This is a genomic window from Pigmentiphaga sp. NML080357, assembly GCF_002188465.1.
GTDB lineage: Bacteria > Pseudomonadota > Gammaproteobacteria > Burkholderiales > Burkholderiaceae_B > Pigmentiphaga.
The window spans coordinates 88,044-111,503 of record NZ_NINW01000026.1; the positions used below are offsets into that span (position 1 = coordinate 88,044).

A 23,460-nucleotide genomic window follows, 5' to 3' on the forward strand; every position below is an offset into this window, starting at 1 on the left:
CACCCTCGGCGTCAAATCGTTCAGCTTTTTGTAAGCCTGTCCTTGCGGGAGATGGCCCGCGCCAGCACGATCACCGGCAACAGCCCCGCGAGGACGATCGTCAGGGCGGGCACGGCGGCTTCGCCCAGCCGCTCGTCCGAGGCGAGCTGATCGGTGATCACCGCCAGGGTGTCGAAGTTGAACGGCCGCAATACCAGCGTCGCGGGCAGTTCCTTCATCACGTCCACGAACACCAGCAGGGCCGCGGTGAGCAGGCTGCGCCGCAGCAGCGGCTGGTGCACGCGGGCCAGGAGTTCCCAGGTGGTGGCGCCCAGGCTGCGGGCGCTGGCATCGAGTGCGGGCGTGATCTTGGCCAGCCCGGCCTCCGCGGTTTGCAGCGCCACCGCCAGGAACCGGACCAGGTAGGCGTAGACGAGCAGGGTCAGCGTGCCCGTCAGCGTCGCTCCCCACGACCCGCCCAGGGCCTCCAGCCAGCGGTCGAGCGCACCCACCACGATCAGCAACCCCACGGCCAGCACCGCGCCGGGTACGGCATAGCCCATGCTGGCCACGCTATTGGTGAAGTGCACCAGCCTGCCGGACGTGAGCCGCGCCGCGTAGGCCAGGGCCAGGGCCAGGGCCACGGCCAGCGCCGAGGTGACGGCGGCAAGCTGCAGCGTGTTGGCCAGCCAGGCGGCATAGCGTTCCCAGTTGATGACGTGCAGGTCCTGCGCGGCGAATCTCAGCATGATGGCCACCGGCAGCAGAAAGCCGAGCGTCAGCGGCAGAAGGCATGCCAGGTGGGCCCATGCCACCCCCTGCCCTTTCAGTCGCCTTGGCGCCGGCGCGTGCCGGTGGGCGCCGGCATGGAAGCGCAGGCGCGTGCGGCTGCGCCGCTCCAGCCATACGAGGACGAAGATGAACGCCAACAGCGCCGAGGCCAGTTGCGCGGCGGCGATCCGGTCTCCCATGGCCAGCCATGCGCGATAAATGCCGGTGGTGAAAGTCTGTACGCCGAAGTACGACACCGCCCCGTAGTCGGCCAGCGTTTCCATCAGGACCAGTGTGACCCCCGCGACCGCCGCGGGCCGGGCCAGCGGCAGCACCACGGTGAAGAATGCCCGGGTCGGGCCGCAACCCAGCGTGCGCGCGGCCTCGGACAAGCGCGGACTGCGCTCGAGAAATGCGGTCCGCGCCAGCAAGTACACGTAGGGATAGAACGCGAAGGTGAACACCAGTGCCGCGCCATACCATGAGCGGATGGCGGGAAACCAGGGTAGCCGGGGCTGGCCGGTGAGTTCCCGCAGCAGGGTCTGGACCGGCCCCGAGAACTGGAAGAAATCGGTGAAGGCGTAGGCCATGACGTAGGTCGGCATGGCCAGCGGCAGGATCAGGGCCCATTCGTAGATGCGGCGCCCGGGAAAGTCGTACGCGGCTACCACCCAGGCGGTAGCGATGCCGACCACGGCTGCTCCGGCGCCCACGCAAACCATCAGCAGCAGCGAGGTGGCGACATAGGCCGGCAGGACCGTTCCCGCAAGGTGGGAAAGCACGTCGCGGGCCCCCGCATCGGCGATCAGCACCGACAGCAGCAGACCCAGGATGGGGATGGCGATGAACGTGGCCACGGCTGCGGCCGGCCAGGAAAGCGCGGTGCGTCGGTGCATCGGGTACCAGGAGAAAGCGACGGACGACGCGGGCGCGCAGGTCCGCCTCGCGTTGGCGGCAAGCAGGAATACGAATTATATTCATGCGCTCTCGCAGCCCGCCTCGTCTCATGTCCCATCCTCACCTGCAGCTCGATCACGTACGCCTCGGTTACCGCATGCCGGACGGCATGCACGTGGTGGTCGACGATTTATCGCTCGTGCTGCATGAAGGCCGCATCGGCTGCCTGCTCGGGCCGTCGGGTTGCGGCAAAAGCACCGTGTTGCGCGCCATCAGCGGCTTCGAGCCGTTGATGGCCGGCAGCATTGCGCTGCACGGCCAGGTGGTGGCCACGTCCCGCCGCAGCCTCGCCCCGGAAAAGCGCCGGGTGGGCGTCATGTTCCAGGACTATGCCCTATTTCCCCATTTGTCGGTGGCCGACAACGTGGGCTTCGGCCTGCGGCGCGAGCAGGCAGCCGTCCGGGCGCGGCGGGTAGCCGAACTGCTGTCGCTGGTCGGGCTGGCTGCCCTGGCCGGAAAGTATCCGCACGAGCTGTCGGGCGGCCAGCAGCAGCGCGTCGCACTGGCCCGGGCGCTGGCGCCGCGCCCCGAATTGCTATTGCTGGACGAGCCCTTTTCCAGCCTCGACGTCGACCTGCGCGAGCGCCTGGCGGACGAAGTGCGCGGCATCCTCAAAGAGGCCGAGGCAACCGCCATCCTGGTCACGCACGATCAGGCCGAGGCATTCGCCATGGCCGACGAAATCGGCGTGATGGCGCACGGCAGGATCGTGCAATGGGACAGCGCCTACAACCTCTATCACTATCCCGCGACGCCGTTCGTCGCCGGTTTCATCGGCGCCGGCGTGCTCGTGCCGGGACGGCGTCTCGGCAATGGCGAGCGTATTCGCCTGGAGTTCGGCGAGGCCGACGCCGCAGGGCCGCCTCCGGACACCGGCTCGGACGGGGCGGTCAGCGTCCTGCTGCGGCCCGACGACGTCTGCCCGGATGCCGACAGCCCGGTCAAGGCCCGCCTGGTGCACAAGGCTTTCCGCGGTCCTGACTACCTCTATACGCTGCGCCTGCCCTCGGGCAACGAGGTGCTGGCCTACATGCCCCGGGAAGACGGCCACCGGGTGGGCGACCACCTGGGCATACGCCTGCGCGGCAGCCGATTGGTGGCTTTCCCGGCCGCTTCGCCCGCGGATCCGCAGTAGTCTCGGCCGCCTCAGCGACCCAGGCGGCGCTGGCGGTCGAAATTCAGGCGCTCGACCAGGTCGTTCGCCAATTGGGTATTGGCGGCGTCGCGTCCGACCTCGACCGCGTTCTTGCCTTCGTCGTTGCGCACATAGCCGTCTGCCCCTTCGTCGAGCAGCAGCTTCACGGTGGACGCATGGTTGTAGCGCATCGCCATCATGAGCGGCGTCATCTTGCCGGGCGACTCGGCATCGATATAGGCATAGTGCTCGATCAGGAGGCGCACGGCGTCGTCGTGACCTTTCGAAGCTGCGTAGTGCAATGCCGTCCAGCCCGGCTGGTTGACCTCCGCGCCACGCTCGATCAACGCTTGCATGCGAGCGGTTTCTCCGCGGATGGCCAGGTACATCAAGGGCGATTCGTTCAGGCGGTTCCGGCGGTTGACATCGATGCGCTTATCGGCCAGCAGTACGTCGTATACGGCCCAGGCTTCCTCCTTGATTGCTTCCAGGAGCGGCGTGTTGCTGAGCTCGTTGACCATGTTCGGATCAATGCCTTGCCCGAGCAGCGTCTTGACCGTGGAGGCCCGATCGTTGCGGATGGCAATCCAGAAATCTTCGGCGGCTCCCGCCTGGGCCGCCGACAGCGCGACGGCGCAGCACCAGAGGGCAAGGAAACCCCATGCCGAGCGGACCAGTGCGGAAATCATGCCATATTCCTTTAAGATTTTTATTTAACCAATTGATTTTAAATAAAAAATTCTTTCAATCTTCTGACCGATATAAAGTTATTTCTAGCTTTAAATTAGCGCTGTATGTGCCTGAAAAGTCTAAAAAAATTATCGGTAGAGACCCTTGAAACTTCTTCCACGGATATGCCGCGCAATTCGGCGATCTTCTCCGCGACGTGCACGACCTTGGAAGGATCGTTGAGCTTGCCCCGGTGCGGGACTGGCGCCAGGTAAGGGGAATCGGTTTCGATCAGGACCCGGTCCAGCGGCACGTTGCGCGCTACGTCCTGCAGTTCTCGGGCGTTCTTGAACGTGACGATGCCCGAGAACGAGATGCAGAAATTCATCGCGATCGCGGCCTCGGCCACCTGCTGCGACTCGGTAAAGCAATGCATCACGCCGCCGACGTCGGCAGCCCCCTCTTCTTCCATGATCCGCAAGGTGTCTTCCGCCGCCGAACGCGTATGGATGATCAGGGGCTTGCCTGTTTCCCGGGCGGCGCGGATGTGCCGCCGGAAGCGGTCGCGCTGCCACTCCAGGTCGCCCGTGAGGCGGTAGTAATCCAGGCCGGTCTCGCCGATGGCCACGACCTTGGGCGTGGCGGCCAGGTCGACCAGTTGCTCGACCGAAGGATCGGGCGTGTCCTCGTAGTCGGGATGGACGCCGACGGAGGCCCAGAGGTTAGCGTGCTCCTGCGCCAGTTTCACCACCCGGGGCCAGTCCGGCAGGTTCACGCTGACGCACAGCGCATGCGTGACGCGGTTGGCGCGCATGCGCTCGAGGACATCGGGCAGTTGCGAAGCCAGTTCGGGAAAATCCAGGTGGCAGTGCGAATCGACAAACATGGAAGACGTAGCGGTTGGAAGCGGAATCTATAGTACCAGCGGACGTTTTCCCGGCGGCGGAGCCGAAGGCACCTAGGCGGCGGCCCGCTTCGGCCTGCCCAGGCAGGCGGCGCAGGCCTGCGTCAGCACGTCCTGGGCGAACAGGCGCGCGTTGAGCGGATGGTCGGCGATCCTGCGCTGGCGGCTGAGCCAGCGCGACAATTCGGCCACGCGGGTACGCGCCGCCCGTTCGCCTATCTTCGCCGTTTGCGAAGCCAGTTCGGGGAAATAGCGAGCCGCCATGCCCGCCTGCGCAAGCGCCACGTCGGTGACCAGACGCTGCAGCGCGTCTATCCATTCGGCGGGCGGAATCTTGTCCAGCGCGTCCACCAACTGCCCCACGTCCGGCGGCTTGGCCTGGGCCAACGCACCCGCCAGCGCATCCAGCCACGGGGCGCGAGGCGGGACACCGGCTTCGGCGCGCCGCCATGCCGCGACCGGGGCGCCCCCCGCGGCCGCCAGTTGCGCGGCCGCGTCCTCGACGCCCCGCGCCTGCAGCCAGGCCAGCGCCGGTTCGAGCGCGGGGGTGCCCAGGGGCAACCGCCGGCAACGGGACACCAGGGTCGGCAGCAGCCGGTCGGGCGCGTCCGAAACCAGCAGGAAGACCGTTTGCGGCGGCGGTTCTTCCAGAATCTTCAAGAGCCCGTTGGCCGATATCGTATTGAGCGATTCGGCCGGGTACAGCACTACGACCCGCAAGCCGCCCCGGTGAGTGCCGGTGTTGGCCCACGATTCCATCGCGCGTATCTGCTCGATGCGGATCTCCCGCGAGGGCGCGCGCTTGCCGGCCTTCTTGCCATCCGCGTCGGCGCTCTCCTCCTCCGCTTCGCCCTCTTCGGCCTGCCCTTCCGCCAGCGCAATGGCCTCGGGACGGATGCGGCGAAAATCCGGATGATTGCCGGAGGCGTACCAGGTGCAGGCCGGGCAATGGCCGCAGGCCATGGCCCCATCGGGCGCTTCGCACAACAGGCTCGCGGCCGCGGCGCGGGCGAACTCGACCTTGCCGATTCCCGCCAGGCCGTGGATCAGCCAGGCATGGGCGAAGCGCCGCCGCTGCTCGGGGCCGAGCCAGGCGCGGGCCACCTCTTCCTGCCAGGGGTAGAAACGCGGCAGGCTCATGGATGGTTCGTCGCGATGACGCAGGCTTGAAGCTCGGCCAGCAGGCCGGCGCGTACGACATCGATCGGCCGGGTCGAGTCGACGATGCGAAAGCGCGCCGGATCCGCGGCGGCACGCGCGTGATAGGCGGCGCGCGTGCGTTCGAAGAAGGCGTCGTCCTCGCGCTCGAAGCGGTCCAGCGTGCGGCTGCGGCCCAGGCGTTCGCGCGAGACGGACAGCGGCACGTCGAACAGCCACGTCATGTCGGGTTGCAGGTCGCCATGCACCCAGTGCTCGAGCACCGCGATGCGCTCGGCGGGCAAGCCCCGGCCGCCTCCCTGGTAGGCATAGGTGGCATCGGTGAAGCGATCGCAAACCACCCACTTGCCTAGTGCCAGGGCGGGCTCGATCACGGTGCGCACGTGCTCGCAGCGCCCGGCGAACATCAGCAGCGTTTCGGTGTCGAGCCGCATCGGCTCGTTCAGCAGCAGGTCGCGCAGCTTCTCGGCGAGCGGCGTGCCCCCCGGCTCGCGCGTCTGCACCACGTCCAGCCCGAAGCTGCGCAGTTGCTCGACGAACCACGCGAGGTGCGTACTCTTGCCGGCGCCGTCCACTCCCTCGAGCGTGATGAACTTGCCGCGGCGCAAAGAGGATGAGGTCATGGTTGCACCGTTTCGGCTTGCGTGGACGGGGCCGCCTGTCCGCCCTGCCCTCTTCCGAGCTGGTAGCGGGCGACGTAGCGGTTGTGCCCGTCCAGCGTTTCGGAAAAGGCGCTGCTGCCGTCGCCGCGGGAGACGAAGTACAGGTATTTGTGCTTTTCGGGCTGGACCGCCGCCAGCAGCGAGGCGCGGCCCGGATTGGCGATAGGCGTGGGCGGCAGCCCGCGGCGCGTATAGGTGTTCCACGGCGTATCGGCCCGCAGGTCGCGGCGCCGCAGGTTGCCATCGAACACTTCCCCGAGGCCGTAGATGACGGTGGGGTCCGTCTGCAGCGGCATGCCCAGCTTCAGCCGGTTCACGAACACGCCGGCGATGCGCTTGCGGTCGGCTTCCATGCCGGTTTCCTTTTCGACGATGGAGCCCAGGATCAGTGCCTCGTAGGGCGACCCCAGGGGCAGGTCCGGATCGCGCTTGCTCCAAATCGCGGCCAGCTCGCGCTGTTGGGCGCGATAGGCGCGGCGCAGGATGTCGATATCGCTGGAACCGACGGCAAAGAGGTAGGTGTCGGGAAAGAACAGTCCCTCCGGATGGCTGGTCGAGGCGCCGATCATCGCCGTCACCGTGGCGTCATCCAGTCCGTCCAGCGTTTGCCGGACATCCGGATGGCGTCGCAGGGCCGCGCGTATCTGCCGGAAGTTCCAGCCTTCGATGAAGGTGATCTCGCGCTGGGTGACGTCACCGCGCGAGAGGCGGTTCACCAGCGTCCACAGCGATTCGCCGCGGACGATTTCGTAGCCGCCGGCCTTGATGCGCCGATCGGCTCCGGTCAGGCGCGCGTAGGCTATGAGGGCTTCCGGCGGCACGGCGATACCCGCCTCGCGCACCTGGCGGGCGATGCCCCGCATCGTCGTGCCTTCGTCGATGACGAAATCCACCTTGTCGGCGGGCAGGGAAAGCGGCATGCGCAGCCACGCCACGCCAGCGCCGACGGCGGCCACCAGCAACAGCAGCAGGGTCAGGACCGACGCGGCCAGCGCGCGTTTCAGGGAAAAATGTCGTTTGGGCATGGGCTGCCTATAATACTTCGATCGACCTCATCGACCGTTTCAAGATGTCCGTCCAAGAGATTTTATCCGCGAGGGAGCAGGATGCCGTCCCGGCGCGCATCGTGCCGCTCGATCATTTGACCGTGATCGAGGCCAGGGGTGCCGACGCCGTCGACTTCCTCCAGGGCCAGTTGACGCAGGACGTCAAGAAGCTTGGCGATGCCGACGCGCGGCCTGCCGGCTATTGCACCGCCAAGGGCCGGCTGCTGGCCAGCGCCGTGGTATGGCGGCCCGAGCCAGATTCCGTCGACCAGGCGCCGCGCGTGCTTGCCCTGGTCGACGCCAGCATCGCCGCGGCGCTGCAAAAACGCCTCTCGATGTTCGTCCTGCGCGCCAAGGTCAGGATCGCGGCGGCGCCGCTGCGCGTGGCGGGTGTCTGGCGCGGCGCCGACGCGGCCGTGCTGCAGGCGGCGGCTGGCGGCTTGCTGCCGGCTGCGCCCTGGTCGCGTACCGACCTGCCCGGCGGGACCTGGATCGCAGCGCCCTCGGCCGATGCCGAGCCGTCCCGCTGGTGGTGGATCGGTACGGACGAGCAACTGCAGCAACTCGGCGCCGCCCTGTCCCCGCCCGACGCGAACCTCGTCCAAGCGTGGCGCGCGGCCGACATCGCGGCCGGCTTGCCGTGGATCGTCGCGGCCACGCAAGATCTCTTCGTGCCGCAGATGGTCAACTTCGAGTTGGTGGGCGGGGTCAGCTTCACCAAGGGCTGCTATCCCGGACAGGAAGTCGTGGCGCGCAGCCACTATCTGGGCAAGCTCAAGCGCCGCATGTTCGCCGGCCGTATCGCAGCCGCTTCGGATCCCGACGCCCTCGTCGGCGCGGACGTGTTCCAGGACGGGGACGACCAGCCGTGCGGACGCATCGTCAACGCCGCGCGCGACGGCGATGCCCTTCTCATTCTCTACGACAGCCCGCTGGCAGCCGTGGGCGGCCCGGCCACGCTGCGTGCCGGCTCGCAGGCGGGCCCGGCCATCGCGCCGCTGGCGCTGCCCTACGCCCTGCCCGACGATGCCAAGTCGGCCTGAACACTGCCGCCGAGACCCGCGATGAACCACCTCTACGTGTACTACAAACTGCGCGATGCGCAACGGCCCCAGGCGCTGGCGCCCGCCCGGCGCGTACTCGAGGCCGGGCGGGCCTGGAGCCGGCGGGTGGCGCTGCTGGCCAGGCCGGCGTCCGAGGGCGGGGTTGCCACCTGGATGGAAGTCTACGAAGGCGTGGAAGACATGGCCGGGCTCGAGGCCGCGCTGGCTGCGGCCGTGGACAAGAGCGGGCTCGCGGGCTTCCTGCTGGCGCCGCGACGGAGCGAAATCTTCGCCGAACTCCCCGCCGATGCGGCCGCGCTGGACGGCTGAGCCATGTGCCTGATCGCCTTCGCCTGGGATCCGCGCGGCCCGACGACGCTATTGATCGTTGCCAATCGTGACGAGTTCTACGCCCGGCCTACCGCCCCTGCCGACTGGTGGCCGGACCAACCCGACGTGTGGGCCGGCCGCGACCTGGCTGCGGGCGGCACCTGGATGGGCGTCACCCGGCAGGGACGCTTCGCGGCGATCACGAATTACCGCGAAGCCGGCCGGCACGACCCCAATGCGCCCTCGCGCGGCAAGCTGGTGTCCGATTTCCTGACCGGCGACAGTTCGCCCGCTACCTACGTGCGGCAGCTGGCCCGTCGCGCCGAGCCTTTCAACGGTTTCAACCTGATCGTCGGCGAACTCTTCGGCCGCGCGCCTTCGCTCTGGTATCTGTCGCATCGCCGGGGCTATCCGGCCACGTCGCCCGAGGCGCTGGCCGCCGGCGTATACGGGTTATCGAACGCCGTGCTGGACACCCCCTGGCCCAAGGTCGTGCGCACGACCGCCGCCCTGGCCACGCTCAAGGCGACCGAGGCGCGCACGCCCGCGTACCTGCAGATGCTGAGCGACACGGCAGTCGCGGACGATGCCCAGTTGCCCAGCACCGGCATCAGCCTGGAGCGCGAACGGGCCCTGTCGGCGGCCTTCATCATCACGCCCGATTACGGAACACGGGCGCAAACGGTGCTCCAGGCCACCCGCGACGGCCGGGTCGAAGCGGCCGAACGGAGTTTCGACAACGCCGAGCAGGCGCGCCGCCTGGTGCCGGCCGCCCTGCGTCAGGTGACGTTCGACGTTCCGAACACCGAACGCAGATAATCCACGGTATCGCGGTGGGCCTGGCGGGCCGCGCGCAACGCGCCGCCCATGTTGTAGAAACTGTGGATGGCGCCCTCGTACACCTCGATCTCGACCGGTACCCGCGCATCGGCCAGCTTGCGTCCGTAGGCCAGGCCTTCGTCCACCAGCGGATCGCACTCCGCCAGCTGCAGCAAGGCTGGCGCGAGGCCCGAGAACTCCGGCGCGTCCAGCGGCGCGAAACGCCAATCCATGCGGTCCGCGTCGTCGCGCAGGTACTGGTTGAAGAACCACTGGATGGTCTTGGCGTCGAGCAGATAGCCTTCGGCGTAAATCCGGTGCGAGGCGGTGTCCTGCCAGGCGCTCGTGCCGGGATAAAGCAGGACTTGCGCCGCCAGCGGCAGCCGGTCGTCCCGCGCCCGCAGCGCCGCCTGCGCCGTCAGCGTCCCCCCGGCGCTGTCGCCCATGCCCGCCACACGCGCCGCATCCACGCCCAGCCGCGCATGTCGGTCGAAGGCCCACTTCCAGGCGGCATAGACGTCTTCGGCCGCGGTCGGGAAGCGGTGCTCGGGCGCAAGGCGATATCCGAGCGACAGCACCTTGCAGCGGGCGCCGTTGGCGAGCATGCGGCAGACGGCGTCGTAGCCCTCCACGCTGCCCAGGGTGAATCCCCCGCCATGGGAAAAGATCAACAGCGGCGCCGGTTCTTTGGCCTCCATGCCGGTATAGAGGCGCGCGCCTATGGTCGCGTCACCCACCGGGATGTCCAGATCGCGCACGTCGGCCACGGCGGCCGGCGCGATCTCGAGGACCTTGCTGGCCTTCTCGTGGAAAGCGCGCGCGTCCTGGGGGGTGTACTGCCAGTAAGGCGGCCGGTTGGCCCGCTTTATGCGCGCCACCAGGTCGGCCACCTGGGGATCGAGCGGCCGGGGGCTCGCCGCTTCAGCCATCGACACCCTGGTCGCTGCGCTTCTTGATGTACTTGAACGTACCGCTCGCGCGCGCCACGAGGCCGCCGCCCTCGTCCCTTACCTCGGCCTCGCAAAAGGCCATGGTGCTCGAACGGTGGTAGCACTTGCCATAGGCCACCAGGTTGCCCGCTTCGCCCGGCCGCACGAAGCTCGTCGTCATGTCCACCGTGGCGCTGCCGCGCAGCTCCGGGTGCAGCGAGCGTGCGGCGGTCGCCATGGCGGCGTCCAGCATGGTCATCAGCACGCCGCCATGGCAGACGTGCCAGCTGTTGCAGTGATGCTCCAGCACGTCGAGCCTGACCTCCGAATGCCCGCCTTCGGCCTTCACCAGCTTGGCCCCCAGCCAGGCCAGGAACGGGATCGGCACGTCGGTAACGGTCTGCTGCCGGTCGTCCATCGACATGTCGCCCTACCTCGCCGCCGGCAATTCGTAATCCATGCAGGCGCGCGCCGACCGCACCGCCGCCATGAACGGCTTGATCGCCACGTGGCGAGGATGGACCTGATAGGCTTCGAGCGCTTCCTTGCTGGCGAACAGCGAATTGAGGACGACGTCGTAGGTCGCCTCGTAGCCTTCTGCGGCGAGCCCGACTTCGAACTCCAGTATGCCGGGCACGCAATCGCGGCAACTTTCCAGCAGCCTGCGGACTTTCTCCACGTTGGCCTGCCGGTCGGCGCCTTCGGCTTCGTCCTTGAGTTTCCACATCACGATATGGCGGATCATGGCGGGTCGGGTCCTCCTCGTCTTCAAACGGAAATCAGCGGCGCGCCATGCGATGGCCGAGGATGGCCACCACGATCAGCCCGCCGATGACGGTAACGTGCTCGAGCGCGACCAGCATCTCGAACATGGCGGTCTCGCCCTCGAGCTGCCAGAACGGGTGCGCGATCGGAATGGTCAGCGCCGTGAACACCGCCAGCGCGCCCGCGCCGAGCCAGGCCGCGCGGTTGAAGATGATCAGCAACGAACCGCCGATCTGCACGATGATGGTCAGGACGTTGAACAGCCAGGCCGGCTCCAGCCCGAAGTGGCTCATTTCGGCCACGCCGCCCTGGAAGTTGAGCAGCTTGGCGAGGCCGCTGGCCCAGAACATGAACGTCAGGACGACGCGCCCGATCAGCAGCAACGCGCGCGAATCGAGCAGGGATTGTATCGGTGCAGGGGTCATGATGGTGGTTCCGGTCACAGGTGGGGAACATGCCGATACACGGGCGTTCCCCCTGTGTCCGGCGCCGCGGCTGCCCGAGAGGCGGCCGGCGCCATCTTACTTGAAACAATCCGAAACGAGGCGCCCAGGCATCAGAAAACGGATTTGCCGATCCACCAGGCGCCGGCCGCCACCAGCGCCGAGGCCGGAATGGTGAGTATCCACGCCCATACGATGTTCCCCGCCAGGCCCCAGCGGACGGCATTGAACTTACGGCTGGATCCCACGCCCACGATGGCGCCGGTAATGGTATGGGTGGTCGAAACCGGGATGCCGAGCAGGGCCGCCAGGAAAAGCGTCAGCGCCCCGCCCGTTTCGGCGCAGAATCCGCCCACCGGCTTGAGCTTGGTGATGCGCTGTCCCATGGTCTTGACGATGCGCCAGCCGCCGAACATCGTGCCCAGCGCGATCGCGGCGTAGCAGCTGACGATGACCCAGACCGGGACATGATCCTTGGCGCCCGGGACGTTGGCCGCGATCAGCAGCAGCCAGATGATGCCTATGGTCTTCTGCGCATCGTTGCCGCCGTGTCCCAGGCTGTACAGCCCGGCCGACACCAGTTGCAAGCGGCGGAACCAGCCGTCCACCCGCAGCGGCCGCGTGCCGCGCAGGAGCCACGAGACCAGCAGCATCAGGAATCCCCCGAGCACGAAACCCAGCAGCGGCGACACCACGATGAAGGCGACGATGTACAGGATTTCCCGGACCATCAGGACGCTGGGGCCGGCACTGGCCAGGCCCGCGCCGACGATGCCGCCGATCAGCGCATGCGAGGAGGACGAAGGAATGCCGAAATACCACGTGATCACATTCCAGGCGATGGCGCCGACCAGCGCGCCGAACACGACGTAGTGGTCGACCACGGACGGGTCGATGATGCCCTTCCCCACGGTGGCGGCCACCTTCAGGTGGAAGACGAAAATCGCGACGAAATTAAAAAACGCGGCGAAGACGACCGCGTGGTGAGGCTTGAGCACCCCCGTGGAAACCACGGTGGCGATGGAATTGGCCGCATCGTGGAACCCATTCATGAAATCGAAGATGAGCGCCAGAACGACCAGAAATGCAAGTGTGGCAAGGCTGATTTGAAGCGTATCCATGAAGTGTCCCGACTAGGCGTTTTCCAGGACGATGCCTTCGATCAGGTTGGCAACGTCTTCGCACTTGTCGGTGATTTCTTCCAGCAGCTCATAGATGGCTTTCATCTTGATCAGCTGGCGGGTGTCGGCTTCATCGCGGAACAGCCGGCCCATGCCGCGGCGCATGACCCGGTCGGCGTCCGATTCGAGGCGGTCGATTTCCTCGCAGATCTTCATGATGCTGGCCGTGTCGTTCAGGTCGTGCAGCAGGCTCACCACCATGTAGAGCCGGTCGCAGCATTGCACCGCGATGTCGGCCAGGGCCTTGGCGTCCGGGGTGACCGTCCGGATGTCGTACAGGTTGATGCACTGGGCGGCGTCCTCCATCAGGTCGAGGATGTCGTCCATGGTCGTGATGAGCTGGTGGATCTGGTCACGGTCCAGCGGCGTGATGAAGGTCTTGTGCAGCAGGTCGACCGTATCGTGGGTAACCTTGTCGGCCTTTTTTTCCAGCGTCTCGATGTTCTTGACGCGTTCCTCGGCCTGCCCCAGATCGGCCATCAGCGCCGCCAACTCCCGGCTGCCCTGCCGGGACAGGTCGGCATGCGCCGTGAACATATCGAAAAAGCGGCCCTCTTTGGGCATCAAGCGTCCAAACATCACGTCCTCACGATACGCCACATGACAGTTACATGACGTGTTAAAAACCGCGCGCAGTGTAGCACTATATGAGGCTCCTCCCTACGCGCTTCGGCGCGTAGGGGGGTCAATAATCAGAGTCGACGAACGCGTTGCCCGAGAAATTCTGGAACTTCGTATACATGCCCTGCCAGGTGAGCCTGACAGTGCCGATCGGGCCGTTACGCTGCTTGCCGATGATGATTTCGGCGGTGCCCTTGTCCGGCGTATCGGGGTTGTAGACCTCGTCGCGGTAGAGGAAGATGATCACGTCGGCGTCCTGCTCGATGGCGCCGGATTCCCGCAGGTCGCTCATCACGGGACGCTTGTTGGGGCGCTGTTCCAGGCCGCGGTTGAGCTGCGAAAGCGCGATCAGCGGGCAGTTCAGCTCCTTGGCGAGGCCCTTCATGGAGCGGCTGATCTCGGACAGTTCCGATGCCCGGTTCTCGCTGCTGTTGCCGCTGTTGCCCGACATCAGCTGCAGGTAGTCGATGATGATCAGGCCCAATTGGCCGCATTGCCGGGCCAGGCGGCGGGCACGCGAGCGCAGCTCCATGGGACTGAGCGCCGGCGTCTCGTCGATGTAGAGCTGAGTGTCCTGCATCTTCTGGATGGCATGCGTCAGCTTGGGCCAATCCTCGTCCAGCAGTTTACCCGTGCGCAGGCGCTGCTGGTCCAGGCGGCCGACCGAGCCCAGTACCCGCATGGCGAGCTGCGCCGCGCCCATTTCCATGGAAAACACCGCGACAGGCAGGCCTTCTTCCACCGCCACGTGCTCGCCGATGTTGACGGAGAAGGCGGTCTTGCCCATGGAGGGGCGGCCGGCCACGACGATCATGTCGCCGGGTTGCAGCCCGGAGGTCATCTTGTCGAGGTCGGTGAAGCCGGTCGGCACCCCGGTGACGTCCGAAGTGCTGTCGCGGTGATAGAGCTCGTCGATGCGCTCGACCACTTGCGTCAGCAGCGGCTGGAGCGACTGGAAGCCGGCGGTGCCCCGCGCGCCCTCCTCGGCAATCTTGAAGATCTTGGACTCCGCCTCGTCCAGCAGTTGCCGCGTATCTTTGCCTTGGGGATTGAACGCGGCGGACGAGATTTCGTCGGATACGGTCACCAGCCGGCGCAGCACCGCCCGGTCGCGCACGATTTCCGCATAGCGCCGGATGTTGGCCGCCGAAGGCGTGTTCTGCGCAAGCGAGTTCAGGTAGGCGAGCCCCCCCGCCTCTTCCGCTTTGCCCGCAGTCTGGAGCGCCTCGTGGGTCGTCACGACATCGGCGGGACGGGCCAGCCCGATCAGCTTGGCCATCTGCTGCCAGATCAGGCGGTGATCGTAACGGTAGAAGTCCTCTTCCTTGAGGATGTCGGCAATGCGATCCCAGGCGGCATTGTCCAGCAGCAAGCCGCCCAGCACCGACTGTTCCGCCTCCACCGAGTGGGGCGGGATGCGCAGGGACTCGAGCTGAGGATCGACAGGCGAATTCATAGAGCGACAAAACCTGGTGTGGAAACACGGCCGGCGGGATGCCGGGCCACGACAGTTTAGCCCGGGTAGGCGGAAGGTGAGCCAGTCCGCCCTGCCCTGGCGGGGCCCCGGCCCGGACGGGAGCGCGAGGCCGGCAACGGGGCGCGCAGGCCCGAAAAAAGAACCCTCCATTCTGCGAAGAAATGGAGGGTTCTCGTTGCCGTCCCTTCCCCGGAGGGAGGAAGACCGGCAGCGCGTCCGGCGGCACCCGTGCGAAGCGGGTGGACCGGGACGCGATTTAGGCGGTTTCGCCGACCACGACTACCGTGATGTTGGCCACGACGTCGGTGTGCAGGCCGACTTCGATCGGGAATTCGCCGATGGTCTTGAGCGGGCCGTTGGGCAGGCGGACCATGCCCTTCTCGACCGACTCGAAACCGGCGCCCTTGAGCGCGGCCGCGATGTCGAAGTTGGTGACCGAGCCGAACAGGCGGCCGTCCACACCCGCCTTCTGGGTGATCGAGACCGAGTAGCCTTCCAGGCGCTGGGCCACGGCTTGCGCGGCGGCCAGCTTGTCGGCCTGGATCTTCTCGAGTTCGGCGCGGCGCGCTTCGAACTCTTGCAGGGCGGCCTGCGTCGCGCGCTTGGCCTTCTTCTGCGGGATCAGGAAGTTACGGGCATAGCCGTTCTTCACGCGGACGACGTCGCCCAGGTTGCCGAGGTTGACGACTTTTTCGAGCAAGATGATTTGCATGATTGGACTCTCCCGGCAATCAATTGTGGTTGTCGGTGTAGGCCAAGAGCGCCAGGAAGCGGGCGCGCTTGATCGCCGTGTCGAGCTGACGCTGGTAGTGCGCCTTGGTGCCGGTCAGGCGGGCAGGAATGATCTTGCCGTTTTCCTGGATGAAGTCGCGCAGGACCTCGATATCCTTGTAGTCGATCTGATCAACGCCGGCTGCCGTGAAGCGGCAGAACTTGCGCCGCTTGAACAGCGGATTCTGTTGACCGAACTTCTTCTTTTCCTTGCGTTTGCCGAATGCGGCCATGATGTACCTCTTGGGTATTCAATCCGTTTCACATCTGGAGCTGCCCTGCCGGCCCGCTTCGTCGCCCTCTCGGGCAATGGCGGCCTGCTGGATATGCAGCCTCAGTCTGCTTGAACCTTTCCGGGTCGGTGCCAGGAACCCTTCGATCCGTATCGACCGGCCCAGCGCCTCGCGCTCGAGCCTGCCGGCCAGATCGCCGACGACTACCGCATTGACGAGCATCTCGACCCGGCGGGGTCTGCCGCCTTCGATCAGCTCGGATTCATGGGCAAGCGCCAGTTCCAGGACCGGAATTCCGGCCGGGGTGTACCTGAGCGGCTTGCACTCGACCACCTGGGCGGTCAGATGAACCTTGTTCAACGCCGTGTCGTCCGTGGCATCGCCGGGGATCCGCGCCTGCGGGCCTGCGATGCGGGCGGTCGGCAACGACCTGTCATGCCAGTCCAGCCGGGGCTCAGGCCTCGGCTTGCGTGGTTTCGGTGGACACCTTGCGGGCCTCCTCGCGCTCGACGATCTTCATCATCGGCGACGGGGCGGTCTCGGCCTTCTTCATCTTGACGACGAGATGGCGCAGCACGGCATCGTTATAGCGGAAAGCGTGTTCGAGTTCGTCCAGCGTGGGTTGGCCGCACTCGATGTTCATGCACACGTAGTGAGCCTTGACGAGCTTCTGGATCGGGTACGCCAACTGGCGGCGACCCCAGTCTTCCAGGCGGTGTATCGTGCCGCCCTGGCTGGTGATCAGCGACTTGTAACGGTCGACCATGGCCGGAACCTGCTCGCTTTGGTCCGGGTGAACGATGAAAACTACTTCATAGTGACGCATCGAAGCTCCTTATGGATGGTCCCGCAGGCTCCGGATGGAGCCCTGTAGGCGCAAGTCCGCTCAAGCGTCTAGAGTCGGACAAGGGATCAATCTGGCGAAAATGGCTTCCGCCAAAAATCAAGCCCTCTATTATCGCTTGCATGCCGGCAAAAAGCAATTGGCAACCAGGAACGAGGCGTCTACGTCACATCGCGGGCGGCGGCATGCCGGACCATTGCCCGCCCCTCTTTCGCTGCCCTTTGGGCGGTGCGGACCCGCCGGTCATGGCGCGCGGCCGGGCCAGGCGTTCAGTAGGTGTCGAACGCGGTTTGCACCGCCTGGGTTCCCTCCGCGCCGGCGCCCAGCACGAGCATCAGCAACACCCTGGCCTTCCACGGGGACAGCGTCCCGGCGCCGGGGAGACGGCCGGAGGCGGCGACGCACCCGCTACCGGTGCGGCTGGCCCGCACCACCGCCAGGCCCGCCCCGCACAGGCGTTCGAGCGCCGCCAGCGCTTCATTGCTGGCCGAGCCGTTGCCCGGGCCGGCCCACACCAAGCCGTGCGCGCCCGTGGCGGGTACCGCTTCGATCAGGGCCGCAGAGCCGCCGGCATAGCCCGCGACCACCTCCACCGGCGCCAACGGCGTGGCGGCCGTGAACGGCGTGGACGCGGTATGCGGGCGCTCCGGCCGCGCCAGCCAGGTGACGCGGCCGTCCTGCACCAGTCCCATCGCGCCGGCGTTGGGCGAAGCGAAGGCATCGGGCCGGTTGGCATTGGTCTTGGCCACCTCGCGCGCGCCGAAGATCTGATGATTCAGGGTGACCAGCACCCCGCGCCCCGCCGCGCCAGGCGCCGCCGCGACCGTGGCCGCGTCGAGCAGGTTCAGCGGTCCGTCCGCAGACAGCGCCGTCGCGGGGCGCATGGCGCCCACCATGACGACGGGCTTGTCGGTCTTGAGCACGAGGTGGAGGTAGTAAGCGGTTTCCTCGAGCGTGTCGGTGCCGTGTGTCACCACCACGCCGTCCACGCCCGGGTCGTCGAGCAGCTGTTGCAAGCGGGCCGCCAGCGACTGCCAGAAAGCGGGCGTGGCGTTCTTGCTGTCGATCGCGGCGAACTGTTCGGCGGCGATGCGGGCCACTTCGCCGAGCCCCGGCACCGTCGCGCACAACCCGGCTACGTCCAGGGCGGCGGCGGCGTAGGCCTGGGTGGCCTGCGGCCGGGCGCCGACGCCGGCGATGGTGCCTCCGGTGGCGACGATGCATAGGCGCGGCAAGGACATGGCGGAAGTTTGGGAGACGAAACAGCCCGATGATACCTGCGGCGGCCGATTGGCGTTCCCGCGACAGCCGCGCTTTCCGCTTGCGCTGGACGCGAATACTGTATAAAAATACAGTTACTGGATAAAACCACAGAAGGTCGATACGGGCCGCCCATCCCGGGCGCCGCGTTCGATTCCGGAGCCAGACATGTCCAAGCTCACTGCACGCCAACAAGAGATCCTGGATCTCATCCGCCAGACCATCGTCAGGACCGGTTTTCCACCCACGCGTGCCGAAATCGCCCAGGCGCTGGGATTCCGGTCGCCCAACGCGGCGGAGGAACACCTGAAGGCGCTTGCGCGCAAGGGCGTGCTGGAGCTCTCGGCGGGCACGTCGCGCGGCATACGGCTGAAGGAGCCGGCCTTGGCCGACCCCGCCCCGTTGCAGCTCACGCATCCGGTACTCGCGCAGTTGGTGCTGCCCTTGGTCGGCCGGGTGGCCGCCGGCAGCCCCATCCTCGCCACCGAACACATCGACAAGGAAATCGGCGTCGACCAGGCCCTGTTCTCGCAGCGTCCCGACTACCTGCTCAAGGTGCGCGGCAACAGCATGCGCGATGCCGGCATCCTCGACGGCGACCTGCTCGCGGTCAAGAAGGCCGCGCAGGCCCGCGACGGGCAGATCGTCGTGGCCCGGCTGGGCGACGACGTCACCGTCAAGCAGTTGCGCTACACCGATACCGGCTTGAGCCTGCTGCCCGCCAATCCCGATTTCCAGCCCATCGAAGTCGAACGCGACCGCGACGACTTCGCGCTCGAGGGTATCGCGGTTGGCCTGATCCGGGCCGGCCTCGTGCATTGAAGGACCTAGACGGACGACCATCATGAAACACTGCACGCCCAGTTCCAGTCTCTCCAGTGGATTTCCCGCGCTCGACGCTGCCCTGCCCCAGGCCGGATGGCCCGTCGGCGCGCTGACGGAAATCCTGGTCCCGCACGTCGGGCATGGTGAATTGAACCTGCTCGGCCCGCTCCTGAGCCGCCTCACCAAGGCCGGCCGCACCGTGGCACTGCTGGTGCCGCCCTATTTGTCCTACGCACCCGCGCTGATCCAGCATGGCGTGGCATTGGAGTGCGTCAAGCTCGTGCGCACCGCCCGCCCCCTGGAAGGCCTGGACCAGCTCGAATCGGCCGTGCATGCGGGCGAACTCGGCGCGCTTGTCGCCATCCTGCCTCCCGATCAAGCGGCCGTGCAATCCGAAAGCACCGTCCGCCGGCTGCATATGGCCGCGCGGTTGTCCGGATGCCCCGCTTTCCTGTTCCATACATGCAGCACACCCGCCACGACGTCGGCTTCGCAATTGCGGCTGTTGGCGGACATGAGCCAGGCCGGGCAAATCCGGCTCCAACGCATCGCGCCCGAGGACGAAACCAGCCTGGGCTCGGTCACGCTGGATGTCGGCCAAGGTTTGGTACGCGCGGGATTCAAGCGGGTGGCAGGTCTTGCCGTGGCGGGATCTCATACGCGCGCCACCGAAGAAACAGACCCGCAGGGCACGGATGCCGATGCGTTGCCGGCCCAGCGGCCCGCAAATCCGCGTGCCGGGCAGCACGGGCCGCATGGCAAGCCGACTCCGTCGACTCGCAGCCCATGGCCTTTCAAGCAGCGTCGCAGCGCAAGTAGCGGCCGGGGCTATTCGTCGGCGCTGGCACTGCTATTTTCAAGGGGCTGGAACGCCTGACAGGATCCGCCAGACCTAAGAGACACGCCATCTTGGCGAGTACAGGCCATCGAGACCAAACGATATCGATGCTGCTGACCGCTACTTCGAGGCTCTTTGCCTCAGCGTCTCGTACATGCAGACGGCCGACGCAACGCTGACGTTCAGGCTCTCCACCGATCCCTGCATGGGAATGCGGACCAGTTGGTCGCAGGTCTCGCGCGTCAGGCGTCGCAGGCCCTCTCCTTCGGCCCCCATGACCCAGGCAATGGGTTGGCGGGCGTCGACCTCGTGCATGGTCTCGGTGGCTTCGTCGTCGGTTCCGACGACCCATACACCGCGCTCCTTCAGGCTGCGCAACGTCCGTGCGAGATTGGTCACGGTCAGGTAGGGAACGGTATCGGCGGCGCCGCAGGCCACGCGCTGGACGGTCGTATTCAGGCCCACCGCGCGGTCGCGGGGTGCGATCACGGCATGCACGCCGGCGCCGTCCGCGGTTCGCAGGCAGGCGCCCAGATTGTGCGGATCCGTGACCCCGTCCAGCACCAGCAGGAAGGCTGGGCCATCGGCATCGTCCAGCACTTCGTCCACGTCCATCGCCAGTTCCAGGCCGGTTGCCAGCGCGACCACGCCCTGGTGGCGCTGGCCTTTGGCCAGCCCGTCCAGGCGGGGCTGGGCCACGGGATGCACCTTGCACCCGGCGGCTTGCGCCTGCTCGATCAGCGTCAACATGCGGCGATCGCGGCGCGCCTCTTCGACGTAGATATCCTTGATCGATTCCGGCGCATGGCGCAGCCGTGCCGCCACGGCGTGAAATCCGACCAAAACCTGGCTCGCTGCCATGTAGTCACCCCAACATTGATGCATGCCGCAGACCGGCAAAAACGACACGGCGCTGCCCGAGGCAGCGCCGCAATGCCGCTATTAGACCAGAGATTCAGTGCCGCTTGCGCCCATGCTTGACCGCCGCGCGCTTGCCGCTGCGGGCACTGGGCGTCTTCTCGGCCGCGGCGTGCTTCTTGGACGAGGCACCCTTGCCCTTGGGCAGCTTGGACATGTCGGTCAGCAGCACGGCCTTGGCTTTCTGCGGCTTGCGTTCGGGCGCGGGCGCGCTCTCGCGCTTGATGGCCTTGCGCAGTCCTTCGTAGCTCACGCCCTTGACCAGCTTGAATTCGATGCGCCGGGCCTCGAGATCGACCCGCGCCACCTGCACCTGCATCTTGTCGGTCAGGCGATAGCGCATGCCGGTCCGCTCGCCGCGCAACTCGTGCAGGCCATCGTTGAACTGGAAATACTCGGCACCAAGCTCCGAGACGTGGACCAGCCCTTCGACGTGCAGCTCGTCCAGGGTCACGAACACACCGAATGCCGCAACACCCGTCACGGTGCCGCTGAAGACGTCGCCGACCCGCTCGCGCATGTACCAGCACTTGAGCCACGCTTCCACGTCGCGCGAAGCATCGTCCGCCCTGCGCTCGTTGGCCGAGCAGAACAGGCCAAGCTTCTCCCACAAGCCGTGTTCCTGCTCCTTGGCAGTGCCAGGCATGACGGGCGAGTCTTCCAGCGCGTTGGGCACATAGCGCTTGCCGTGCAGCAGGGCCTTGATGACGCGGTGAGTCAGCAGGTCGGGATAGCGCCGGATCGGCGAAGTGAAATGGGTATAGGCCGGATAAGCCAGCCCGAAGTGGCCGACGTTGTCCGGGCTGTACATGGCTTGCTGCATGGAGCGCAGCGCCATGGTCTGCAGGAGGGGGGCGTCAGGCCGGTTCTTCGCGCTTTCAAGCAGTGCGGAGTAGTCGGCCGCGGTGGGTTTGTCCCCTCCGCCCAGCGACAGGCCCAGGGTTTTCAGGAAATCGCGCAGCGCCTGCAGCTTCTCCGGTGTCGGCCCTTCGTGGATGCGATACAGGCCCGGATGCTTGCTGCGATGCATGAAATCGGCCGCGCAGGTATTGGCGGCCAGCATGCATTCCTCGATCAGTTTGTGGGCATCGTTGCGTACATAGGGCACGATGCTCTGAATGCGGCCGAGTTCGTTGCAAACGATCTTGGTCTCGACCGTATCGAAGTCGATGGCGCCTCGCTTCTCCCGCGCCTGCGCAAGCAGCTTGAACAGGTCGTAGAGGTCCTGGATCTGCGGCAGGACATTTGCATGCTTGCGCGCGGCCGGGCCGTCGGGTTGCTGCAGCGCCGCCCAGACCTCGGCGTAGGTGGTGCGCGCATGCGAGTGCATGACGGCGTTGTAGAACTGGTAGGCCTGGACCGTTCCGGCCTTGGCGCCGGAGGCCGGGATCACCATGTCGCAAACCAGTACCAGCCGGTCGACGTTGGGATTCAGCGAGCACAGGCCGTTGGAAAGCTTTTCCGGCAACATCGGAATGACCTTGCGCGGAAAGTAAACGCTGGTGCTGCGCTCCAGCGCGTCGGCGTCCAGGGCGTCGCCCGGCGTGACGTAGTGGGCCACGTCGGCAATGGCGACGATCAGGCGCCAGCCGGGACGCTTGCGCGCGCCCGTGCCCAGCTCCACCCTTTCGCAATAGACGGCATCGTCGAAATCGCGCGCGTCCTCGCCGTCGATGGTGATCAGCGGCACGTCCCGCAGATCGAAGCGTCCCGCCAAGTCGCCCTTGACGACCTCGGAAGGCAGGCGTTCGGCGCGCGCCAGGGCCTTGGCCGAGAACTCGTGGGGCACATCGAATTTGCGGACCGCGATCTCGATTTCCATGCCGGGATCATCGATCTCGCCGAGGATCTCGACCACGCGCCCGAGCGGCTGCGTATGTCGCGTCGGCTGCTCGATGATCTCCACGGTAACGACCTGGCCATGCTGGGCCTGGGCGGTTTCACCGGGCGGTACAAGGATGTCGTGCTTGATCCGCTGATCCTCGGGCACCACCAGGAACAGGCCGCGTTCGTTCAGGAAGCGGCCGACCAGCTTGTTGGTGCGCCGCTCGAGCACCTCGACGATGACGCCCTCCTGCTTGCCCCGGTAGTCGGCGCCCGACAGCCGCACCAGCACCCGGTCGCCATGGAGCACCTTGAGCATTTCCTTCGGCGGCAGGAAGATGTCGGTCTGGCCGTCGTCGCGGATGAGGAAACCGAAGCCATCGCGATGGCCCTGCACGCGCCCGGCAATGAAATCGAGCTTGGTCGACAGCAGCAGCGCGCCCTTGCGGTTCTGCATCAGCTGGCCATCGCGCTCCATGGCCGCCAGGCGCCGCTCGAACCCCACGCTGCCCAGATCCACCCCCAGGCGCCTTGCAAGGTCGGCGGGGGCTATCGGCGCGTTGGCCTCTCGCAGCACCCCCAGGATCTGCTCACGGCTGGGTACCTCGGGATCGAAATCCGCGGGCGTGGAGGGAAGGTTGTTGTGGGATCGAGTTGTCAAAGTCAAAGGTTCTCTTTATAATGCGCAGCTTCTGTTGCTACTGCCTACGCGCAACGGTTCACGCAAGGATAACTTGAGTTTACCGCAGCAAATGTTTGGCGGTTGCGACAATGCCCAGATGGCGGAATTGGTAGACGCACTAGTTTCAGGTACTAGCGCTTAGCGGCGTGGAGGTTCGAGTCCTCTTCTGGGCACCAATCATGTGGCGGCATGCCGCAAACAGGGTTGGCAAGCCCGTTCGAACGGGTTTTTTTGTTTTTCGGCAGTGCCCAGGTGGCGGAATTGGTAGACGCACTAGTTTCAGGTACTAGCGCTTAACGGCGTGGAGGTTCGAGTCCTCTCCTGGGCACCACAAGATTTTGCAGCCCTAGCATAGCAAGACCCCGTAAATTTCCGG

Annotated in this window: 25 protein-coding genes, 2 tRNA genes and 1 pseudogene; 8 read left to right on the forward strand and 20 right to left on the reverse strand. The window is 66.4% G+C overall.

Annotated elements, in window-relative coordinates; translation table 11 throughout:
- Positions 1-20: 20 nt before the first annotated feature.
- On the reverse strand, positions 21-1,646 hold the full coding sequence (locus tag CDO44_RS10495) for an iron ABC transporter permease (RefSeq protein WP_087780187.1): 1,626 nt from the start codon (positions 1,644-1,646) through the stop codon (positions 21-23).
- 110 nt (positions 1,647-1,756) lie between these two features.
- Between CDO44_RS10495 and CDO44_RS10500 the strand changes: the two genes are divergently transcribed.
- Entirely contained in the window at positions 1,757-2,842 is a 1,086-nt protein-coding gene (locus tag CDO44_RS10500) for an ABC transporter ATP-binding protein (protein ID WP_087780188.1), read from the forward strand.
- Between the two features lie 11 nt (positions 2,843-2,853).
- On the opposite strand, the gene CDO44_RS10505 is transcribed toward CDO44_RS10500, so the two are convergent.
- From CDO44_RS10505 to mltG, 5 genes are all read right to left on the reverse strand, one after another.
- Entirely contained in the window at positions 2,854-3,531 is a 678-nt protein-coding gene (locus CDO44_RS10505; RefSeq protein WP_087780189.1) for an ankyrin repeat domain-containing protein, read from the reverse strand.
- Positions 3,532-3,626: 95 nt separating this feature from the next.
- Positions 3,627-4,397: a TatD family hydrolase gene (locus CDO44_RS10510; protein ID WP_087780190.1), complete on the reverse strand. Its 771-nt coding sequence runs from the start codon at positions 4,395-4,397 to the stop codon at positions 3,627-3,629.
- A gap of 72 nt (positions 4,398-4,469) precedes the next feature.
- Positions 4,470-5,555, reverse strand: coding sequence for a DNA polymerase III subunit delta' (gene holB / locus CDO44_RS10515; RefSeq protein WP_087780191.1), 1,086 nt, complete (start codon positions 5,553-5,555; stop codon positions 4,470-4,472).
- Positions 5,552-6,196, reverse strand: a complete 645-nt coding sequence (tmk, locus tag CDO44_RS10520; protein ID WP_087780192.1) for a dTMP kinase — start codon at positions 6,194-6,196, stop codon at positions 5,552-5,554. The genes holB and tmk overlap by 4 nt, the downstream gene beginning before the upstream one ends.
- Positions 6,193-7,260: an endolytic transglycosylase MltG gene (gene mltG, locus CDO44_RS10525; RefSeq protein ID WP_087780193.1), complete on the reverse strand. Its 1,068-nt coding sequence runs from the start codon at positions 7,258-7,260 to the stop codon at positions 6,193-6,195. The genes tmk and mltG overlap by 4 nt, the downstream gene beginning before the upstream one ends.
- A 44-nt stretch (positions 7,261-7,304) precedes the next feature.
- On the opposite strand from mltG, the gene CDO44_RS10530 reads away from it, so the two are divergent.
- Genes CDO44_RS10530 through CDO44_RS10540 form a run of 3 tightly spaced genes read left to right on the forward strand, consistent with a single transcriptional unit; the run spans position 7,305 to position 9,473 of the window.
- Positions 7,305-8,324 (forward strand): folate-binding protein YgfZ, encoded by a 1,020-nt coding sequence (locus CDO44_RS10530; protein ID WP_087780194.1) that lies wholly within the window; start codon positions 7,305-7,307, stop codon positions 8,322-8,324.
- A 21-nt stretch (positions 8,325-8,345) separates the two neighbouring features.
- Complete coding sequence (locus tag CDO44_RS10535; RefSeq protein WP_087780195.1) at positions 8,346-8,654, forward strand: DUF4936 family protein; 309 nt, start codon at positions 8,346-8,348, stop codon at positions 8,652-8,654.
- Between the two features lie 3 nt (positions 8,655-8,657).
- Positions 8,658-9,473: an NRDE family protein gene (locus CDO44_RS10540; protein ID WP_087780196.1), complete on the forward strand. Its 816-nt coding sequence runs from the start codon at positions 8,658-8,660 to the stop codon at positions 9,471-9,473.
- Here the strand turns inward: CDO44_RS10540 and CDO44_RS10545 are convergent.
- The 12 genes and pseudogenes from CDO44_RS10545 to CDO44_RS10600 all read right to left on the reverse strand — a co-directional run.
- Positions 9,434-10,402: an alpha/beta hydrolase gene (locus CDO44_RS10545; RefSeq protein WP_087780197.1), complete on the reverse strand. Its 969-nt coding sequence runs from the start codon at positions 10,400-10,402 to the stop codon at positions 9,434-9,436. The two genes, CDO44_RS10540 and CDO44_RS10545, sit on opposite strands and share 40 nt — an antisense overlap.
- Positions 10,395-10,826 (reverse strand): PaaI family thioesterase, encoded by a 432-nt coding sequence (locus tag CDO44_RS10550; protein WP_233146126.1) that lies wholly within the window; start codon positions 10,824-10,826, stop codon positions 10,395-10,397. Before CDO44_RS10550 ends, CDO44_RS10545 begins: the two co-directional genes overlap by 8 nt.
- A 6-nt stretch (positions 10,827-10,832) precedes the next feature.
- A complete protein-coding gene (locus CDO44_RS10555; protein WP_087780198.1) occupies positions 10,833-11,147 on the reverse strand; it encodes a Dabb family protein in 315 nt (104 codons plus the stop codon).
- Positions 11,148-11,181: 34 nt separating this feature from the next.
- Positions 11,182-11,592: a DoxX family protein gene (locus tag CDO44_RS10560; protein ID WP_087780199.1), complete on the reverse strand. Its 411-nt coding sequence runs from the start codon at positions 11,590-11,592 to the stop codon at positions 11,182-11,184.
- 131 nt (positions 11,593-11,723) lie between these two features.
- Positions 11,724-12,731, reverse strand: coding sequence for an inorganic phosphate transporter (locus tag CDO44_RS10565; RefSeq protein ID WP_087780200.1), 1,008 nt, complete (start codon positions 12,729-12,731; stop codon positions 11,724-11,726).
- 12 nt (positions 12,732-12,743) lie between these two features.
- Positions 12,744-13,370 carry a DUF47 domain-containing protein gene (locus CDO44_RS10570; RefSeq protein ID WP_087780201.1) on the reverse strand — a complete coding sequence of 209 codons (627 nt, stop codon included), beginning with the start codon at positions 13,368-13,370 and terminating at the stop codon, positions 12,744-12,746.
- Positions 13,371-13,476: 106 nt separating this feature from the next.
- Positions 13,477-14,868 (reverse strand): replicative DNA helicase, encoded by a 1,392-nt coding sequence (locus tag CDO44_RS10575; RefSeq protein WP_087780202.1) that lies wholly within the window; start codon positions 14,866-14,868, stop codon positions 13,477-13,479.
- A 277-nt stretch (positions 14,869-15,145) separates the two neighbouring features.
- The gene (gene rplI / locus CDO44_RS10580) at positions 15,146-15,601 is read right to left on the reverse strand and encodes a 50S ribosomal protein L9 (RefSeq protein ID WP_087780203.1); all 456 of its coding nucleotides are present in this window, start codon (positions 15,599-15,601) and stop codon (positions 15,146-15,148) included.
- A 19-nt stretch (positions 15,602-15,620) separates the two neighbouring features.
- Complete coding sequence (gene rpsR, locus CDO44_RS10585; RefSeq protein WP_087780204.1) at positions 15,621-15,893, reverse strand: 30S ribosomal protein S18; 273 nt, start codon at positions 15,891-15,893, stop codon at positions 15,621-15,623.
- Positions 15,894-15,911: 18 nt separating this feature from the next.
- Positions 15,912-16,319 carry a primosomal replication protein N gene (gene priB, locus CDO44_RS10590; protein WP_369824603.1) on the reverse strand — a complete coding sequence of 136 codons (408 nt, stop codon included), beginning with the start codon at positions 16,317-16,319 and terminating at the stop codon, positions 15,912-15,914.
- Between the two features lie 28 nt (positions 16,320-16,347).
- A complete protein-coding gene (gene rpsF / locus CDO44_RS10595) occupies positions 16,348-16,719 on the reverse strand; it encodes a 30S ribosomal protein S6 (RefSeq protein WP_087780205.1) in 372 nt (123 codons plus the stop codon).
- 287 nt (positions 16,720-17,006) lie between these two features.
- Positions 17,007-18,014 (reverse strand): annotated as a pseudogene (locus CDO44_RS10600) (asparaginase); the annotation flags it as partial.
- Between the two features lie 151 nt (positions 18,015-18,165).
- On the opposite strand from CDO44_RS10600, the gene lexA reads away from it, so the two are divergent.
- Complete coding sequence (gene lexA, locus CDO44_RS10605) at positions 18,166-18,819, forward strand: transcriptional repressor LexA (RefSeq protein WP_087780207.1); 654 nt, start codon at positions 18,166-18,168, stop codon at positions 18,817-18,819.
- A gap of 22 nt (positions 18,820-18,841) precedes the next feature.
- Complete coding sequence (locus tag CDO44_RS10610; protein WP_144389503.1) at positions 18,842-19,699, forward strand: hypothetical protein; 858 nt, start codon at positions 18,842-18,844, stop codon at positions 19,697-19,699.
- 81 nt (positions 19,700-19,780) lie between these two features.
- Here the strand turns inward: CDO44_RS10610 and rlmB are convergent, their stop codons facing one another.
- Both rlmB and rnr read right to left on the reverse strand, forming a co-directional pair.
- Positions 19,781-20,521, reverse strand: coding sequence for a 23S rRNA (guanosine(2251)-2'-O)-methyltransferase RlmB (rlmB, locus tag CDO44_RS10615; protein ID WP_087780209.1), 741 nt, complete (start codon positions 20,519-20,521; stop codon positions 19,781-19,783).
- Between the two features lie 94 nt (positions 20,522-20,615).
- On the reverse strand, positions 20,616-23,069 hold the full coding sequence (gene rnr, locus CDO44_RS10620) for a ribonuclease R (RefSeq protein WP_198951340.1): 2,454 nt from the start codon (positions 23,067-23,069) through the stop codon (positions 20,616-20,618).
- 106 nt (positions 23,070-23,175) lie between these two features.
- Here rnr and CDO44_RS10625 point away from each other — a divergent pair.
- Positions 23,176-23,260 (forward strand) — tRNA-Leu (locus CDO44_RS10625).
- Between the two features lie 70 nt (positions 23,261-23,330).
- Positions 23,331-23,415: transfer RNA gene (locus tag CDO44_RS10630), tRNA-Leu, on the forward strand.
- The last annotated feature ends 45 nt before the right edge of the window (positions 23,416-23,460 follow it).